Source organism: Pseudomonas sp. Rh2 (assembly GCF_040762985.1).
Taxonomy (GTDB): Bacteria; Pseudomonadota; Gammaproteobacteria; order Pseudomonadales; family Pseudomonadaceae; genus Aquipseudomonas; species Aquipseudomonas taiwanensis.
Genome location: NZ_CP142890.1, coordinates 4,387,958 through 4,404,009 on the forward strand (window position 1 = coordinate 4,387,958; position 16,052 = coordinate 4,404,009).

At 62.6% G+C, this 16,052-nt stretch carries 16 protein-coding genes; 8 read left to right on the plus strand and 8 right to left on the minus strand.

Annotated features, from left to right (window positions below):
- Positions 1–27: 27 nt before the first annotated feature.
- Entirely contained in the window at positions 28–1,407 is a 1,380-nt protein-coding gene (locus VXM67_RS19980; protein WP_023381650.1) for a sodium:solute symporter, read from the plus strand.
- A 154-nt stretch (positions 1,408–1,561) separates the two neighbouring features.
- On the opposite strand, the gene VXM67_RS19985 is transcribed toward VXM67_RS19980, so the two are convergent.
- Positions 1,562–1,690: a PA1414 family protein gene (locus VXM67_RS19985; protein WP_023381651.1), complete on the minus strand. Its 129-nt coding sequence runs from the start codon at positions 1,688–1,690 to the stop codon at positions 1,562–1,564.
- Positions 1,691–1,818: 128 nt separating this feature from the next.
- Positions 1,819–2,712 carry a LysR family transcriptional regulator gene (locus VXM67_RS19990; protein ID WP_023381652.1) on the minus strand — a complete coding sequence of 298 codons (894 nt, stop codon included), beginning with the start codon at positions 2,710–2,712 and terminating at the stop codon, positions 1,819–1,821.
- Positions 2,713–2,818: 106 nt separating this feature from the next.
- Between VXM67_RS19990 and VXM67_RS19995 the strand changes: the two genes are divergently transcribed.
- A complete protein-coding gene (locus VXM67_RS19995; protein ID WP_023381653.1) occupies positions 2,819–3,991 on the plus strand; it encodes an MFS transporter in 1,173 nt (390 codons plus the stop codon).
- 62 nt (positions 3,992–4,053) lie between these two features.
- Here the strand turns inward: VXM67_RS19995 and VXM67_RS20000 are convergent, their stop codons facing one another.
- On the minus strand, positions 4,054–4,980 hold the full coding sequence (locus VXM67_RS20000) for a DMT family transporter (protein ID WP_023381654.1): 927 nt from the start codon (positions 4,978–4,980) through the stop codon (positions 4,054–4,056).
- Between the two features lie 237 nt (positions 4,981–5,217).
- Here VXM67_RS20000 and VXM67_RS20005 point away from each other — a divergent pair, with 237 nt between their 5' ends.
- Positions 5,218–5,493, plus strand: coding sequence for a hypothetical protein (locus VXM67_RS20005; protein WP_023381655.1), 276 nt, complete (start codon positions 5,218–5,220; stop codon positions 5,491–5,493).
- Positions 5,494–5,622: 129 nt separating this feature from the next.
- Here VXM67_RS20005 and VXM67_RS20010 read toward each other — a convergent pair whose 3' ends face one another.
- Positions 5,623–6,945, minus strand: coding sequence for a DEAD/DEAH box helicase (locus tag VXM67_RS20010; protein ID WP_023381656.1), 1,323 nt, complete (start codon positions 6,943–6,945; stop codon positions 5,623–5,625).
- A 145-nt stretch (positions 6,946–7,090) separates the two neighbouring features.
- Between VXM67_RS20010 and VXM67_RS20015 the strand changes: the two genes are divergently transcribed.
- Entirely contained in the window at positions 7,091–8,392 is a 1,302-nt protein-coding gene (locus VXM67_RS20015) for a mechanosensitive ion channel family protein (RefSeq protein ID WP_027907443.1), read from the plus strand.
- A 56-nt stretch (positions 8,393–8,448) separates the two neighbouring features.
- On the opposite strand, the gene VXM67_RS20020 is transcribed toward VXM67_RS20015, so the two are convergent.
- From VXM67_RS20020 to VXM67_RS20030, 3 genes are all read right to left on the minus strand, one after another.
- Positions 8,449–9,315: a carboxylate/amino acid/amine transporter gene (locus tag VXM67_RS20020; protein WP_023381691.1), complete on the minus strand. Its 867-nt coding sequence runs from the start codon at positions 9,313–9,315 to the stop codon at positions 8,449–8,451.
- A 278-nt stretch (positions 9,316–9,593) separates the two neighbouring features.
- The gene (locus VXM67_RS20025; protein ID WP_023381692.1) at positions 9,594–10,193 is read right to left on the minus strand and encodes an FMN-dependent NADH-azoreductase; all 600 of its coding nucleotides are present in this window, start codon (positions 10,191–10,193) and stop codon (positions 9,594–9,596) included.
- 110 nt (positions 10,194–10,303) lie between these two features.
- Positions 10,304–10,618, minus strand: a complete 315-nt coding sequence (locus VXM67_RS20030; protein WP_023381693.1) for a hypothetical protein — start codon at positions 10,616–10,618, stop codon at positions 10,304–10,306.
- Between the two features lie 48 nt (positions 10,619–10,666).
- On the opposite strand from VXM67_RS20030, the gene VXM67_RS20035 reads away from it, so the two are divergent.
- The 4 genes from VXM67_RS20035 to VXM67_RS20050 all read left to right on the plus strand — a co-directional run bounded on the left by VXM67_RS20035 (position 10,667) and on the right by VXM67_RS20050 (position 14,863).
- Positions 10,667–11,590: a LysR family transcriptional regulator gene (locus tag VXM67_RS20035; protein WP_023381694.1), complete on the plus strand. Its 924-nt coding sequence runs from the start codon at positions 10,667–10,669 to the stop codon at positions 11,588–11,590.
- Between the two features lie 13 nt (positions 11,591–11,603).
- A complete protein-coding gene (locus VXM67_RS20040) occupies positions 11,604–12,416 on the plus strand; it encodes an alpha/beta hydrolase (protein ID WP_023381695.1) in 813 nt (270 codons plus the stop codon).
- Entirely contained in the window at positions 12,410–12,967 is a 558-nt protein-coding gene (locus VXM67_RS20045; RefSeq protein WP_023381696.1) for a peptidylprolyl isomerase, read from the plus strand. The genes VXM67_RS20040 and VXM67_RS20045 overlap by 7 nt, the downstream gene beginning before the upstream one ends.
- Positions 12,968–13,030: 63 nt before the next feature.
- On the plus strand, positions 13,031–14,863 hold the full coding sequence (locus VXM67_RS20050; protein ID WP_023381697.1) for an ABC transporter ATP-binding protein: 1,833 nt from the start codon (positions 13,031–13,033) through the stop codon (positions 14,861–14,863).
- Positions 14,864–14,886: 23 nt separating this feature from the next.
- Here VXM67_RS20050 and VXM67_RS20055 read toward each other — a convergent pair whose 3' ends face one another.
- A complete protein-coding gene (locus VXM67_RS20055; RefSeq protein WP_023381698.1) occupies positions 14,887–16,014 on the minus strand; it encodes a GNAT family N-acetyltransferase in 1,128 nt (375 codons plus the stop codon).
- Between the last annotated feature and the right edge of the window lie 38 nt (positions 16,015–16,052).

Consider the following 16,052-nt stretch of genomic DNA (forward strand, 5'->3'; position numbering starts at 1 on the left):
ATAATAAAGATAATCGGGAGACCCCCAATGGCCTTGGACATCATCGTTGTACTGATCTATGCCGCCGGCATGCTCGGGTTGGGCTGGTACGGCATGCGCCGTGCAAAAACCCACGAAGACTACCTGGTGGCCGGGCGCAACCTCGGCCCGACCCTGTACATGGGCACCATGGCAACCACCGTTCTCGGCGGCGCCTCGACCGTAGGCACCGTACGCCTGGGTTATGTTCACGGTATCTCCGGTTTCTGGCTGTGTGCAGCCTTGGGCCTGGGCATCATCGCCCTGAACCTGTTCCTCGCCAAACCGCTGCTGCGCCTGAAGATCTTCACCGTGACCCAGGTTCTGGAGCGCCGCTACAACCCGATGGCGCGCCAGGCCAGCGCGGCGATCATGCTGGCCTACGCGCTGATGATCGGCGTCACCTCGACCCTGGCCATGGGGACCGTGTTGCAGGTGCTGCTCGACGTGCCGTTCTGGATGGCCCTGCTGTTCGGTGGTGGCGTGGTGGTGGTGTATTCGACCATCGGCGGCATGTGGTCGCTGACCCTGACCGACATCGTCCAGTTCGTGATCAAGACCGTAGGCCTGATGTTCATCCTGCTGCCAGTGTGCCTGTACAAGGCCGGTGGTTGGGACACTCTGGTAGCCAAGCTGCCGGCAGCCAGCTTCAGCTGGACCACCATCGGCTGGGACACCATCATCACCTACTTCCTGATTTACTTCTTCGGCATCCTGATCGGCCAGGACATCTGGCAGCGGGTGTTCACCGCCCGGGACGAGAAAGTCTGCCAGCGCGCCGGTACCACTGCTGGTGTCTACTGCGTGCTGTACGGCCTGGCCTGCGCGCTGATCGGCATGGCCGCCCATGTGCTGATGCCGGACCTGGCGAACCCGAACAACGCCTTCGCCGAAATGATCAAGAGCCAGTTGCCCGATGGCATTCGTGGCCTGCTGATGGCGGCTGCCCTGGCCGCGATGATGTCTACCGCCAGTGCCGGCCTGCTGGCTGCCTCGACCACCCTGACCGAGGACCTGCTGCCTAAACTGCGTGGTGGCAAGCAGTCGAGCCTGGGCGTCAACCGCCTGTTCACCCTGCTCACTGGCCTGGTGGTACTGGCTATCGCGCTGGCGGTGAACGATGTGATCAGCGCCCTGACCCTGGCCTACAACCTGCTGGTCGGCGGCATGCTGATCCCGCTGATCGGTGCCATCTTCTGGAAGCGTGCGACCACCGCAGGGGCCATCGCCAGCATGTCGCTGGGCTTTGCCACCGCACTGTTCTTCATGTTCAAGGATGGTCTGGATGCCAACACGCCGATCTACTACAGCCTGGCCGTCGGTCTGGTGAGCTTCGTGGTGGTGAGCCTGATGTCGCGCAAGTCGGTGGCGGCGGCAAAGCTGGCGTGAGCCTGTAACGCGGGTTGGCCGCGATCGCCGGAAAGCCGGTTCCTGCAAGGTTGGTGCTTGCAGGGACCGGCGACACGGCCACTACGAACACCACGCCCCCCCAGAATCAAAAAGGCCGCGGCATCGGCAAGTGATGCAGCGGCCTTTTTTTCATTCAGCGACGACGCGGTTGGCGCTTGCGTTGTTCTTCGTCGGTCGGGATCGGCACTGGCTGCAGCGGCGGAGGGAGCAAGCCCAAGGCGACAGCGAGGTCGTGGAGCCAGTTGTAAAGTCGGTCGTTCATAAATGCCCCCTTTTACGGGTCAGCCTCACGGCAATTTCAAATCTTGCGATGTTTCATACAGATCATAGTCCGATGTCCTGTATTACGCATGCCTCTGCCCTTACAGATAAGGGCCAGTTTGACCCGGATCAAGCCGAAATGCCGTATTCCGACGACTGGTTAATCGTTTCGCTTTGTTGCAAATCGATCCACGCCTCTAAATTCGCGCCGCGCATGCCCTGACGCCACATCAACCAGGTGACCGCCTCATCGAATGGCGCCTGCAAGCGGTGCACCCGCACACGGTCGCGCCCTGGCAGGCTGTCGAGCATCGAGCGGGCCATCATGGCCACCCCTGCCCCGGCAATCACGCAGGCCAGCATGCTCTGGTAAGACTCGATCTCCATCACGCGCCCCATCGGCGTGTGGGCATGGGCATACCACGCCTCCAGCCGCATGCGGTAGGAGCAGCCCTGGCGGAAGGTGAACACCGCCTTGCCAGCAACGTCCTTGGCGGTGTGCACCACGGGGTGCTCCGGGCTGGTGATCAGCACCAACTCTTCTTCGCACAGCGGTATACCGTCCAATCCGGCCAGGTTCAGTGGGCCGTCTACCAGCGCGGCGTCCAGGCGATGGCTAAGCAGTCCTTCGAACAACTCGCCACTGGGTGCAGCTCGTACCTGCAGGTTCACCGCCGGGTAGGCCTGGTGATAGCGGGCCAGCAGCGCCGGTAGATGGGTGGCCGCCGTGCTGTACATGGTCCCCAGCACGAAGTCGCCGGCCGGCTGCCCGCCCTGCACCGCCGACAGCGCTTCGTCATGCAACGCAGCCAGGCGGTTGGCGTAGTCCAGCAGCACCTTACCGGCGGGCGACAGTTGCAGGCGCTGGCGCTCGCGCAGGAACAGCTCCACACCCAGTTGCTCCTCGAGTTGCCGCAGGCGCGTGGACAGGTTCGAAGGCACTCGATGCAGGCGCTCGGCGGCACGGGTCACCGATCCTTCCTCGGCCACAGCCTGGAAGATGCGCAATTGGCTGAACTCCATTGCATTCTCCAAAACAGAATAACTTCATCATCATTATTCAATTTTATTGAAAGTCAATCAGCCCTACCCTGCCATCCATCGCTTACATTCGCGCAGGAGTATCCTCATGTCGCCGCTCGTACAACTGCTGGCCAGTGCCGTGGCCCTGATGATGGCCATGGGCATTGGCCGCTTCGCCCTCACCCCGCAACTGCCGCAACTGATCGCCGAAGGCCAGTTCGACCTCACCGCCGCCGGGCTGGTTGCCGCCGCCAACTACCTGGGCTATTTCCTCGGCGCGGTGGATGCGATGTTCGCCCGCAAGCCTGCACAGGTTCGCCTGCGCCTGCACGGCGGGCTGTGGCTGTGCGTGCTGCTGACCTTGGCCTCATGGGCCGCCGATGGGTTCTGGAGCCACTTGGCATTGCGCTTCGGTACCGGCGTGGCCAGCGCCTGGGTGCTGGTGATGATCACCAGCCTCAGCCAACAGGTCGCCAATGCGCACGGGCAGCAACGGTACGGGGCTCTGGTGTTCGCAGGGCCAGGCCTGGGGATCGCCCTGACCGGTCTGCTGGCACTGGCTGCGCACCTGTCGGGACTCGGTTCGGCAGCGTTGTGGATGATCTATGCCGTGGCTGCGCTGATCATGTTGCTGGCCGCCCGGCCCTGGCTACCCCAGGCGCTGCAACCGGCGCTAGCGCCCGCGGTGCCTCAACCAGGAGCCAACCGCAGCGCTGGCATTGGCCGACTCGGCCTGGTCTATGCCTTGTATGGCATCGGATACATCCTCCCGGCCACCTTCTTGTCGCAAATGGCCAGCCAGCAGTTTCGCGGACACTGGATGGCCGACCTGTTCTGGCCAGCGTTCGGCCTGGCCGCGGCACTGGGGGTGCTGCTGGTGAGCTTGCGTCGCCCTGGGCGGACCTCGGCCTGGCTAACGGCCACGCTTTGGTTGCAGGGGTTCGGTGTGCTTGCATGCCTGCTGGGCGATGGAATCGGCCTGGCACTGGGCGTGGTGCTGTGCGGCACCCCGTTCCTGGCCTGCATGCAACTGGTGATGCAACGTTCCCGCGAGCTGGCGCCGCAAGCGACGCAGCGTAATGCCGGTCTGCTCACGGCGTGCTTCGCCTTGGGCCAGTTGAGCGGACCTCTGCTGGCAGCGGTCAGCAGCCACTACAGCGCCAGCCTGGCGCCAGCACTGGTGCTGGCAGCGACGGGGCTGGGCCTGGCGGGGGTACTGGTGCTGATGGAGGGCCGGCGTCTGCCATCCTGCCCGCCGAAGGCCCAGACAGCCTCCTAAGACCCGAGTCGGAATACCTCTAGGAGCCGGTTTGCCGGCGATGGAGCCCGTACCGCCAACCGCTACCCGACCCACTTGCGCAGTTGCAGCTTCACCCACGGCTCGGCACTCACCAGGATCACGCCCAGCAAGACCATGACAGCCCCCAGTACAAAATTGGCACTCAATGGCTCACCCAGTAGCACCACCCCGAATGTCACCCCGAACAACGGGGTGATGAACGAGAACACCGCCAGGTTCGAGGCCAGGTACTTGCGCAGCAACCAGAACCAGGTGAGGTAACTGATGAACGACACGACGATCCCTTGGAACAGCACACTACCAAGTGCCAACGGGGTCCACGTCACTGCCGCGATTTGCCCACTGAGCAAGGCGATCAGCACCAACCCGACACAGCCGACTGCCAATTGATAGAACAACGTCAGGGTCGCGGGCGCCTCCGACAACCGAGAGCAGCGCACCACCACCGTGGTCGCGCCCCAAGCCAGTCCGGCCAGTACCCCCATGGCGTCGCCCAACAAGGTGCGTCCATCCATCTGCTCGAACGACATGCCACCGGCAAAGGCGGTGGCTATTCCGCCGAACGCCAACAGGATGCCCAGCCACTGCAACAACCGCAGCCGCTCGCTGGCCAACCGGAAATGCAGCCCCAACGCGGTAAATACCGGTGCGGTGTAGAGGAATACCGACATATGCGCCGCCGAAGTCAGCTTGAGCCCCTCGGCGATGAACAGGAACTCCAGGCCAAACAACCCACCCGCCACCGCGCCGGCTTTCCAGGTGCTTCCCAACTGCTCCCAGCCACCACGCCAGCAGACCAGTAAGCCAACCAGCACCGCGGCAATGAAGTTGCGCATGGCGGCCTGCATCACCGGGGCGATGTCGACCGCCGCCGTCTTGATCAGCACTTGCTGGCAGCCCCAGATGAGGCACAACCCCAGCATGACCTGGAAGGCGAAGGCGTCGGGATTCTTGCGGGTCGCGCTCATGGGCGCGATCCTGTTGCTGTGAAAGTCATGGATTCGAACTCGGCAGTGGACACGGAAGACCGATTATCGGATTTCAATGGTCGCTCATGCCACCCTTAAAACGACCTTGGGCTAACTGCATCAGTGGCGGTGCTCCACAGCCGAGGCAACCGTTTGCACACCCACCGGTCGTTGACGCTGAACTAAACGCCGCGCAGATACCTCCACCGGGCACCACCATCGCCGGAGGGAGAAAGGATGAAACCGCTGCTGCGCATCGTTTGTGCGACTGCCCTGTTCTGCAGCCTGCCCGCCTGGGCCTGCACACCGGAAGAAGCGACTCAGAAACGGGAGGAACTGGCCGGGCTGGTCAGCCGATTGACCGAACAGAACCCGCAAAAGGCCAAAGAGATCAATGACGAGCTACAGGGAATGGACCTGGGCACGGCGAGCAAGGACTTGCCCGATAAATGTCAGCTGATCGACAAGCGGATTAAGGAGCTCAAGGAGGCGCAGAACAAGGCTGAATCGTAACGGTCGGGGCCGGCAGAGCCGGCCTCATCGCGGGTAAACACGCTCCTACCGTAAACGCGCACTGATCAGGATCGTGGCAGCTCAGCATTGCGGCTGCCAACCACCCGCGAAGAGGTCAGTGCAGCCGCGTTACTCAGCCACAGGCTTGCGCTTTTTCAGCGGCGCCATGCCATCGCTGCTGGCCAGCGGTGCCTTGGCCTTCGGCTTGGCGGCCGGCTTGCGTTTGGCAGCGGCCTTCTTGTCGCCAGTCTTCTTCTCGACCTTTTTCTTCTTGGTACCAGCCGCCTTGCCCGATGCCTTGACCTTCTTCGGCCCGTTGTAGGTGCCTTTCACTTCCTTGATCACACGGCGCTCGAACTGCTGCTTGAGGTAGCGTTCGATGCTCGACATCAGGTTCCAGTCGTTGTGGGTGATCAGCGAGATCGCCAGGCCTTCGCCACCGGCACGGCCAGTGCGGCCCACGCGGTGAACGTACTCGTCACCACTGCGCGGCATGTCGAAGTTGATCACCAGGTCCAGGCCTTCGATGTCCAGGCCGCGGGCCGCCACATCGGTGGCAACCAAGACCTTGGAACTGCCCTGCTTGAAGCGCTCGATGGCCAGCTTGCGGTCTTTCTGGTCCTTCTCGCCGTGCAGGACGAAAGCCTTCACATCCTTGGCCACCAGGTGGCCGTAAATGCGGTCGGCCAGCGCACGGGTATTGGTGAAGATGATCGCCTTGTCGAAGGTCTCGTTGGCCAGCAACCACTGAACGATCTGCTCTTTGTGCTGGTCGTGGTCGGCGGTGATGATCTGTTGGCGAGTGCCCTCGGCCAGTTGCGAGACGCTGTTGAGCATCAGGTGCTCCGGGTCCTTGAGCACCTTGCCAATGACATCGCGCAGGGCCGCACCGCCAGTGGTGGCGGAGAACAGCAAGGTCTGCTCGCGGTTCTCGCACTCCTTGCACAGGCGCTCCATGTCCTCGGCAAAGCCCATGTCGAGCATGCGGTCGGCCTCGTCCAGCACCAATACCTGCACATGAGACAGGTCGAGGTTGCCGGCGTTGAGGTGTTCGAGCAGACGGCCCGGGGTGCCGACCAGCACGTCTGGCACCTTGCGCAGCAGCGCGGCCTGTTCCTTGAAGTCTTCGCCGCCTGTCACCAGGCCCGACTTGATGTAGGTGAACTGGGAGAACAGCTGCACTTGCTTGAGGGTCTGCTGGGCCAGTTCACGGGTCGGTAGCAGGATCAGCGAGCGGATCTCCACCCGAGGCGCACGCAGGTCGACCAGGCGGTTAAGCAGCGGCAGGACGAACGCGGCGGTCTTGCCGCTGCCGGTCTGTGCGGTAACACGCAGGTCGCGCCCTTGCAGGGCCAGGGGGATGGCCGCAGCCTGCACCGGAGTTGGCTCGACAAATTTAAGCTCGGCCACGGCTTTAAGCAGGCGTTCGTGCAGGGCGAATTGGGAGAACACGGAGGTAACCTCAGGCAAGTGCGGGGAAATTCAGTTGCATAGGGTAACGTTTTCTGCCGTTTTAGCCGAATTTCTTTTGGCATCAGGGCGGTCATGCGCGTTCTAATGGCCCTTCGTTTTGCAATAAAGACCTGCTTGTACGCTTATGGATATTCAACAAATCTGGCGCGATACCCTCGATCTGTGGGGCACCCTCGATCAACACCCCATGCTCCACGCCGCCCTCGGCCTGGTGGTGTTGCTGATCGCTTCCCTGGTGGTTGGTCGCCTGGCCCGCTTCTTCGTGCTGCACGCCACACGCCTGCTGGCGCGCCAGAGTGCCCTCAGATGGTTCGATGACCTGCGCCACAACAAGGTGTTCCAGCGCCTGGCCCAGACCACCCCCTCGCTGGTGATCCAGTTCGGCCTGAAACTGGTACCGGAACTGTCCGACACCGCCCAGCACTTCCTCGGCAACGTCGCCCTGGCCTTCACCCTGCTGTTCATGACCTTGGCGCTGTCGTGCCTGCTCGATGCGCTGCTGGACATCTATGCCCGCACCGAACACGCTCGCACCCGCTCGATCAAAGGCTACGTGCAACTGGCCAAGATGATGCTATGGATCTTCTCCGTGATCATCATCGTCGCCACCCTGATCGACCGCTCGCCACTGTTGTTGCTTTCCGGCCTGGGCGCCATGTCGGCGGTTCTGCTGCTGGTGTACAAGGACACCCTGCTGTCGTTCGTCGCCAGCGTGCAACTGACCAGCAACGACATGCTGCACGTGGGCGACTGGATCGAAATGCCCCAGGTCGGCGCTGATGGTGACGTGGTGGACATTACCTTGCATACGGTCAAGGTGCAGAACTTCGACAAGACGATCGTCTCGATTCCCACCTGGCGCCTGATGAGCGAATCGTTTCGCAACTACCGGGGTATGCAGCAATCCGGTGGACGGCGCATCAAGCGCAGCCTGTTCATCGACGCCGCCGGCGTGCGCTTTCTGACACGCGAGGAAGAACAGCGCCTGACCCAGGTACGCCTGCTCGGTGACTACCTGGCTGGAAAACGCCAGGAACTGCAAACCTGGAACGAGGCTTTGGGGCCGGTGGCTGAGCTGTCGGCCAATCGACGCAAGCTGACCAATATCGGTACCTTCCGCGCCTTTGCCCTGGCCTACCTGAAGAATCACCCCAACGTGCACCAGGGCATGACCTGCATGGTCCGTCAGATGCAGACCACTGCCGAAGGCGTGCCGCTGGAGATCTACTGCTTCACCACCACTACGGTGTGGGCCGAGTACGAGCGGATCCAGGGGGACATCTTCGACTACCTCCTGGCCGTGCTGCCGGAGTTCGGCCTGAGCCTTTATCAGCAGCCCAGTGGCACTGACATGCGGGTGGGGCTGGCGGCTCGGAGCCACCTGGCGCCGGCAGTGCACGGCCTGAGGGAAATGAGCGACGCCTGAAACCGTGGGGGCGGCTTTGGGCAAACCCAAGCCGCCCCCACCCGTTCACCGCCTCTTCAGGGATGAACCGCCTTGCGGAGCCCGCCCAGGCGAGTCATCCATACCGAGGCCAGGATGATCGCGCCGCCGATGAACAGCCTTCCCAGCGGCTCGTGCTGGTTCCAGATCAGCAAGTTGAGCAGCAGCCCCACCGGCACATGCAGGTTGTTCATCACCGCCAGCGTCGCCCCGGAAACCAGGCACGCGCCCTTGTTCCACCAGTACAGGCCCAAGGCGGTCGGACACAGGCCGAGGAACAGCAACACCAACCACTGCACGTCGGTGCTAGGCAGGTGCTGGGCATTTCCGAACAAGAGGAACGCGGGCAGCACCACGATCAGCGCGCCCAGGTAGAAATAGCCGAAACGCTTGTAATGCGGCAGGTCGCTAGGGTGTCGAGCAACCAGGTGACGGTACAGCACCTGGCCGGTGGCATAGGTGAAGTTGGCCAATTGCAGCAGCAGGAAGCCGATGAAGAACTCGCCGCTGATGGTGTCGAAGCGGATCACTGCGGCACCGGCCACCGCGACCAGGGCAGCAAACAGCGCCCAGGGGTTGAAGCGGCGGTTCAGGGCATCTTCAATCAATGTCACATGCAGGGGTGTGAGGATGGTGAACAGCAGCACTTCTGGGACGGTGAGCACGCGAAAGCTCAGGTACAGGCAGACGTAGGTGATGCCATACTGCAGCGCGCCGATCAGCAGCATCGAGCGGATGAAGCGCGGCTCGACCTGGCGCCAGCGGGTCAGCGGCAGGAACACCAGCCCCGCCAGCACGACCCTTGCCAGCACGGCAAAGTAGCTGTCGACGTGTCCGGCCAGGTACTCGCCGATCAAGCTGAAGGAAAACGCCTGGATCAGCGCGACGATTATCAGGTAGCCCATGGTTGCCTCTCGTGGATCAAGGCGGCGACCTTAGCGGGTTGCAGCCGGTGAGTTCAACCATGAGGAATGTGAGGAAGGTGCCTGGCCCAGGTCTTGAGGGGGGCGCGTCAATCGGCCTATCGCGAGTAAGGCTCACGCCTACGATCCGAAACTGAGGGGGCTCGATCTGACGAACGACGATAATGTCATGACGGGCGCAAAAAAAACCCGGCCATCGAGGCCGGGCAGGTACACCTAAAGGAGCAACAAAGGTGTCAGGGTTGGGAATGCGCTACGACTCAGGCCACCGAGGCCAGCTTGGCCTTGGCCTGGTTGATGCCCTTCTCGTGGAAGTCACCGCTCATGTTCAGGCCTTCGGCATGGATGAAGGTCACGTCATGGATGCCGATGAAGGCCATCACCTGGCGCAGGTAGGGTTCCTGATGGTCGCTGAGGGCACCGGCATGGATGCCGCCACGGGCAGTCAGGACGATGGCGCGCTTGCCAGCCAGCAGGCCTTGCGGGCCGGTCGGGGTGTATTTGAAGGTGATACCGGCGCGCAGCACATGGTCCAACCAGGCCTTGAGGGTGCTGGGGATGGTGAAGTTGTACATCGGCGCGGCCATCACCAGCACGTCAGCGGCCAGCAACTCATCGGTCAGTTCGTTGGAACGGGCCAGAGCTTCCAGTTCAGCGGCGCTGCGTTGCTCCTCGGGCTTCATCCAGCCACCCAACAGGTTGGCATCCAGGTGCGGCACCGGGGTCACGGCCAGGTCGCGTACGGTGATCTCATCGGCGGGGTGCGCAGCCTGCCATTGCTGAATGAAGTCGCGGGTCAGTTGACGGGAAACGGAATCCTGCTGGCGGGCGCTGCTTTCGATGATCAGTACGCGGGACATGGGGTGCCTCCATCGGCAAAAAGGGTTGCGATTCGATGGAGGGAAGATTAAGGCTTGACCTATCGATAAAAAAGCGTAAAAAGTGGGTGCAATCTATCGAACAATCAGTTTTATTGAGCGTTGCAGTCCAAGGTGATGCGCAGTTTGATGATCTCCCGGTTGAACTTGGCGGTGACATCCACGCTTTTACCTGCCGGAACGTTCACCCGGCGCACCCGTGGCGCTTCCGGGCCATTGCGAAACATCACCTTGCACGCCGCCGGTACCTGCCCATAGTTGTTCAGGGTAATGGCACCGATGTCATAGGCCGTGTCGTAGGCGGTGTAGTCGAGTTTGACCCCCGTCAGTTCCTTCTCCACGTCGATGGGATAAGCCATGGCCCCGAGGGGCAGGCACATCAGTAAAGCCGCACAACATTTCTTCATGGGGCGCTCTCCTTGAAAGAGCGCAGCTTAGGACAACAGGAGCCAAAGATGAAAGCGCCGCGCGTGACCCTGGATCAGTGGCGAACCCTGCAGGCAGTGGTCGATCACGGCGGGTTCGCCCAGGCTGCCGAGGCCCTGCACCGCTCGCAGTCGTCGGTGAGCTATACCGTGGCACGCATGCAGGAACAATTGGGCGTGCCCCTGCTGCGCATTGATGGACGCAAGGCGGTGTTGACCGAAGCGGGCAATGTGCTGCTGCGCCGTTCCCGCCACCTGGTGAAGCAGGCCAGCCAGCTCGAAGACCTGGCGCACCACATGGAACAAGGCTGGGAGGCCGAGGTGCGCGTGGTGGTCGATGCCGCCTACCCCAGCGCTCGTCTGGTGCGTGCCCTGGCCGCCTTCATGCCGCAGAGCCGCGGTTGCCGGGTGCGCCTGCGCGAGGAAGTGCTGTCCGGTGTCGAGGAAGTCATGCATGAAGGCATTGCCGACCTCGCCATCAGCAGCTACAGCATCGGTGGTTACCTGGGCAGCGAGCTCAGCGCGGTGGAGTTCATCGCAGTCGCCCACCCCGAGCACAGCCTGCATCGTCTGGGACGGGAAATCACCTTCCAGGACCTGGAAAGCCAGTTGCAGGTGGTGATCCGCGACTCCGGGCGCGCCCAGCCGCGCGATGTCGGCTGGCTGGGCGCCGAGCAGCGCTGGACCGTCGGCAGCCTGGGCACCGCCGCGACCTTCGTCAGCAGCGGCCTGGGCTTCGCCTGGCTACCACGGCACATGATCGAACGGGAGCTGCGTGAGGGCGTGCTCAAGCCGTTGCCACTGGATCAGGGTGGCAGCCGCCATCCACTGTTCTACCTTTATTCGAGCAAAGAGAAGACCCTGGGCCCGGCTACGCAGATCCTCATCGAATTGCTGCGCAACTTCGATACCGCGCCACTGGACGTGCCCTTCGCAGCCCCCCCACAAGCCTGAGAGGACCGCGCCCATGGCCTATTTCGAACACCAGGGATGCTCACTGCATTACGAGGAATATGGCCAGGGCGCCCCCCTGGTGTTGCTGCACGGACTGGGGTCTAGCAGCCAGGACTGGGAACTGCAGGTACCCGTGCTGAGCCTTCATTATCGCGTGATTGTCATGGACATCCGGGGCCACGGGCGCTCCGACAAACCCCGCGACGGCTACCAGATCGCCACCTTCAGCGCCGACCTGCTGGCCCTGCTCGAACACCTTCAGACCGGGCCGGTGCATTTCGTCGGCCTGTCCATGGGCGGCATGGTCGGCTTCCAGTTCGCTGTCGATCATCCGCAATGGCTGCGCAGCCTGTGCATCGTCAACAGTGCCCCCGAAGTCAAGCGCCGTACCCGCAGCGACTGGATCTGGTGGCTCAAGCGCTGGGGCCTGGCGCGCATCCTGAGTGTCGAAACGGTCGGCAAGGGCCTGGCCGAGCGGCTGTTCCCCAAACCCCAGCAAGCCGAGCTGCGTCAAACCATGGCCCAACGCTGGGCTCGCAACGACAAACGCGCCTACCTCAAGAGCTTCGACGCCATCGTCGACTGGGGTGTACAGGAACGCATCGGGCAGATCCGCTGTCCTACCCTGGTGATCGCCGCCGACCAGGATTACACCCCGATACAACTCAAAGAGCGCTACGTCGCCCTGATGCCCCAGGCAAAGCTGGTAGTCATCGACGATTCCCGGCACGCTACACCCCTCGATCAACCCGAGGTCTTCAACCAGACCCTGCTGCACTTCCTTGCAGCCGCCTCAACCTCTCAAGGATCTTTGAGCCCATGCTGAAAAAACTCCTGCTCACCGCCTGCTCGGTCGCGTTCGCCACAAGCGTCATGGCTTCCGACAAGACCCCTCACGTGTTGCTCGACACCAGCTTCGGCCCGGTCGAAATCGAGCTCAATGCCGAGAAGGCGCCGATCAGTACCAAGAACTTCCTCGAATACGTCGACAGCGGCTTCTACAACAACACCATCTTCCACCGTGTGATCCCAGGCTTCATGGCCCAAGGCGGCGGCTTCACTGACCAGATGGTGCAAAAGAGCACCCGCGCGCCGATCACCAACGAAGCCGGCAATGGCCTGCAGAACACCCGTGGCACCCTGGCCATGGCCCGCACCTCGGACCCGAACTCGGCCACCAGCCAGTTCTTCATCAACGTGGCCGACAACGATTTCCTCAACCCTGGCCGTGACCGCGGCTACGCCGTGTTCGGCAAGGTCACCAAGGGCATGGAGGTGGTCGACCAGATCGTCAACTCGCCGACCACCATCAAGAAGGGCATGCGCGATGTCCCGGCCGACCCGGTGTACATCAAGTCCGCCAAACGCATCGACTGACCCCAGGCTTCACAGGGACGTGAAACCGCCTGAGGGTCGGATGGAACAGGAGTGCCGTCACCCATGCTGTATCGCCGTTTCGAGCAACTGATCGATATCTTCCGCGAGGCGCCGAGCGAGGCGCCTCCCAGCCAGGTCTGGCCGTTCTACCTGTACTACCTGCGCCAGGTATGGCCGAGTTTCCTCGCCCTACTGGTGGTCGGCCTGGTCGCCTCGGTCATCGAAGTGGCGATGTTCAGCTACCTGAGCCGCATCATCGACCTGGCCCAGGGCACTGCCAATGCTAACTTCTTCAGCGAGCACAGTGGCGAACTGATCTGGATGCTGGTGGTGATCCTGGTGCTGCGGCCGCTGTTCTTCGGCCTGCACGATCTGCTGGTGCACCAGACCATCAACCCCGGCATGACCAGCCTGATCCGTTGGCAAAACCATACCTATGTGCTCAAGCAGAGTCTGAACTTCTTCCAGAGCGACTTCGCCGGGCGCATCGCCCAGCGCATCATGCAGACCGGCAACTCCCTTCGCGATTCAGCCGTGCAGGCGGTGGATGCCCTATGGCATGTGCTGATCTACGCCATCAGCTCGCTGGTGCTGTTCGCCGAGGCCGACTGGCGCCTCATGCTGCCACTGCTGGCCTGGATCGCCTGCTACATCGCCGCGCTCTGTTACTTCGTGCCACGGGTCAAGGAACGCTCGGTAATTTCCTCCGACGCCCGCTCCAAGCTGATGGGCAGAATCGTCGATGGCTACACCAACATCGCCACCCTGAAGCTGTTCGCCCACACCGACTTCGAGCAGCAGTACGCCCGCGACGCCATCCGCGAACAGACCGAGAAAACCCAGCTGGCCTCCCGCGTCATCACCAGCATGGACGTCGTCATCACCAGCCTCAATGGCCTGCTGGTGGTCACCACCACCGGCCTGGCACTGTGGCTGTGGAGCCAGTCGCTGATCACTGTCGGCGCCATCGCCCTGGCCACGGGCCTGGTGATTCGCATCGTCAACATGTCAGGCTGGATCATGTGGGTGGTCAACGGCATTTTCGAGAACATCGGCATGGTCCAGGACGGCCTGCAGACCATCGCCCAGCCCGTGACCGTCACCGACAAGCCCAATGCGCCCGCGCTGAAGGTCAGCCGCGGCGCCGTACGCTTCGATGACGTCGACTTCCATTATGGCAAGGGCCGCAACGTGATCGATGGGCTGAACCTGGACATTCGCCCAGGAGAAAAGATCGGCCTGATCGGCCCCTCCGGCGCTGGCAAATCCACCTTGGTCAACCTGTTGCTGCGCCTTTACGACGTGCAGGGCGGGCGCATTCTCATCGATGGCCAGGATATCGCCGAAGTGAGCCAGGCCAGCCTGCGGGCGCAGATCGGCATGATTACCCAGGACACCTCGCTGTTGCACCGATCGATCCGCGACAACCTGCTGTATGGCCGCCCCGATGCCAGCGAGCTGGCGTTGCACGAAGCCGTGCGCCGCGCCCGCGCCGACGAGTTCATACCGCAGCTCTCGGACGCCCAGGGTCGCACCGGCTTCGACGCCCATGTCGGCGAGCGCGGGGTCAAGCTCTCAGGCGGTCAGCGTCAGCGGATCGCCATCGCCCGCGTGCTACTGAAGAACGCTCCTATTCTGATCATGGACGAAGCCACCTCGGCGCTGGACTCGGAGGTCGAGGCGGCGATCCAGGAAAGCCTGGAAACCTTGATGCAAGGCAAGACCGTGATCGCCATTGCCCACCGGTTATCGACCATCGCGCGAATGGACCGGCTGGTCGTGCTGGACAAGGGGCGTATCGTCGAAAGTGGCAGCCACAGCGAGCTGCTGGAACAGCAGGGCCTGTACGCGCGCTTGTGGCATCACCAGACCGGAGGATTCGTCGGCGTCGACTGACCGCGCCCACAGAGCTGATGCGATCAATCCCGCCGATACGGCAACATGCCCCGTGCTTCCTCGGCATAGGCCCTCACCCCTAGCCGTTCCTGCCCGAGGAAGTCCTCTACCGCGCGGCGCAGGCCCGGATGCAGCAGGTAGTGCCACGACCGCGTCAACACAGGCTCAAAGCCTCGGATCAACTTGTGCTCCCCCTGCGCGCCAGCATCGAATCGCTGGAGTCCCTGGGCCATGGCAAAGTCCATGCCCTGGTAGAAACAGGTCTCGAAATGCAGCCGGTCGAATTCATCCAGGCAACCCCAGTAGCGACCGAACAGGCTGTCACCACCGACCAGGCTCAGCGCCATGGCCACGTCACGCCCGCCCTGACGAGCCATGACGACCTGCACCGACGCCGGCATACGTTCCGCCAACAGGCTGAAGAATTCCCTCGTCAGGTAGGGCGCACGCCGACGCACTGCGTAGGTATTGGCGTAGCAGCGATAGACGAAGTCCCATCGCGCCTCGTCCAGTTCATCGCCCCGATACCACTGAAAATCAATGCCCTGCCCGGCCACCTGCTCACGCTCCTTGCGCATCTGCTTGCGCTTGCGTGAACTCAAGGTATCGAGAAAGTCCTGAAAGTCCCGATAACCCCGGTTGCGCCAGTGGAACTGGCAACCCAACCGCTCCATCCAGCCCGGCAAGCCGGCGATCTGCTCATCCAGCGCGGGCTCGGTAAAGTTGATATGCGCCCCGGACAAGCCGCCCTTGCCCAGGTACTCCGGCAACGCCTGAAGCAACACCAGGCCATCGTCGGGCGCGCTGGCGAGCAGGCGCGGGCCACTGACCGGGCTGAACGGCACGGCACCGAGCAGTTTGGGGTAATAGGCGATCCCGGCTCGCTCACAGGCATCCGCCCAACCATGGTCGAACACGTACTCACCGAACGAATGCCATTTGCGGTAGGCCGGCAGCAGCGCCCGCACCTTTCCATCACGCTCCAGCACCAGGTGCTCGGCAGCCCAGCCGGTGCTGGGTGCGACGCTGCCGCTGTCTTCCATCGAACTCAAGAATGCATGGCGTAGAAAGGGCTGGCCTGCAGGCACCAACGCATCCCAGGTGGCCGCTGGCAAGTCACGCAAATGGGCAAGGCTGTAGAGGCTGGTCACGGTATCGACTCTCGGTTTGAGGGGGCCAGTATCTCGGA

What these genes read in the sequence shown, in the direction of transcription:
- VXM67_RS20015 (WP_027907443.1), top strand. Translation starts at nt 7,091, where the DNA reads ATGGATATTCAACAAATCTGGCGCGATACCCTCGATCTGTGGGGCACC.
- VXM67_RS19990 (WP_023381652.1), bottom strand. Translation starts at nt 2,712, where the DNA reads ATGGAGTTCAGCCAATTGCGCATCTTCCAGGCTGTGGCCGAGGAAGGA.
- VXM67_RS20045 (WP_023381696.1), top strand. Translation starts at nt 12,410, where the DNA reads ATGCTGAAAAAACTCCTGCTCACCGCCTGCTCGGTCGCGTTCGCCACA.
- VXM67_RS20030 (WP_023381693.1), bottom strand. Translation starts at nt 10,618, where the DNA reads ATGAAGAAATGTTGTGCGGCTTTACTGATGTGCCTGCCCCTCGGGGCC.
- VXM67_RS19980 (WP_023381650.1), top strand. Translation starts at nt 28, where the DNA reads ATGGCCTTGGACATCATCGTTGTACTGATCTATGCCGCCGGCATGCTC.
- VXM67_RS20040 (WP_023381695.1), top strand. Translation starts at nt 11,604, where the DNA reads ATGGCCTATTTCGAACACCAGGGATGCTCACTGCATTACGAGGAATAT.
- VXM67_RS20035 (WP_023381694.1), top strand. Translation starts at nt 10,667, where the DNA reads ATGAAAGCGCCGCGCGTGACCCTGGATCAGTGGCGAACCCTGCAGGCA.
- VXM67_RS20050 (WP_023381697.1), top strand. Translation starts at nt 13,031, where the DNA reads ATGCTGTATCGCCGTTTCGAGCAACTGATCGATATCTTCCGCGAGGCG.
- VXM67_RS19985 (WP_023381651.1), bottom strand. Translation starts at nt 1,690, where the DNA reads ATGAACGACCGACTTTACAACTGGCTCCACGACCTCGCTGTCGCCTTG.
- VXM67_RS20005 (WP_023381655.1), top strand. Translation starts at nt 5,218, where the DNA reads ATGAAACCGCTGCTGCGCATCGTTTGTGCGACTGCCCTGTTCTGCAGC.
- VXM67_RS20000 (WP_023381654.1), bottom strand. Translation starts at nt 4,980, where the DNA reads ATGAGCGCGACCCGCAAGAATCCCGACGCCTTCGCCTTCCAGGTCATG.
- VXM67_RS20020 (WP_023381691.1), bottom strand. Translation starts at nt 9,315, where the DNA reads ATGGGCTACCTGATAATCGTCGCGCTGATCCAGGCGTTTTCCTTCAGC.
- VXM67_RS19995 (WP_023381653.1), top strand. Translation starts at nt 2,819, where the DNA reads ATGTCGCCGCTCGTACAACTGCTGGCCAGTGCCGTGGCCCTGATGATG.
- VXM67_RS20025 (WP_023381692.1), bottom strand. Translation starts at nt 10,193, where the DNA reads ATGTCCCGCGTACTGATCATCGAAAGCAGCGCCCGCCAGCAGGATTCC.